The sequence below is a fragment of the Bradyrhizobium sp. 23AC genome, from assembly GCF_054863025.1.
The window spans coordinates 1-458 of record NZ_JAVAYN010000077.1 but is presented as its reverse complement, the minus strand read 5'-3'; the positions used below and the strand labels follow the sequence as shown (position 1 = coordinate 458).

Below are 458 nucleotides of genomic sequence, written 5' to 3'. Positions count from 1 at the left end.
TGTTTAGCCCGGACAGATCACTGACGGGTGTTCGGAGACATAGCTGACACATCAACATTGGCTGGATTGGTCCGATTCGGGAGGCCGTCCATGCCTTGGAGTGAGATGTCAGCAATGGATCAGCGTCACGAGTTTGTGCGGCTGGCTTTGCAGGAAGGCGCCAATCGGCGCGAGCTGTGCCGGCGGTTCAACATCAGCCCTGACGTCGGCTACAAATGGCTGCGGCGCTGGCAGGCTGGCGATCGGAAGCTGGCCGACCGCTCCCGGCGCCCGCATGCGATGCCCAGGCGCAGTGAGGTTGCGATCGAGGCGCAAGTGCTGGCGGTGCGCGACAAGCATCCGGCTTGGGGAGCGCGGAAGATCGCCCACTGCCTGAAGCGGGATGGCCAGGCGGTGCCGGTGCCGTCGACGGTGCACCAGATCCTGTGTCGGAACGGCAAAGTCAAACCGAGCGAGAG

The 458-nt window shown here is 63.8% G+C and carries 1 protein-coding gene; it reads left to right on the top strand.

Annotated elements, in window-relative coordinates:
• Nucleotides 1–90: 90 nt before the first annotated feature.
• Nucleotides 91–458: helix-turn-helix domain-containing protein (locus RAD10_RS41510; protein ID WP_461621987.1), on the top strand; the 368-nt coding region annotated here is incomplete at its 3' end.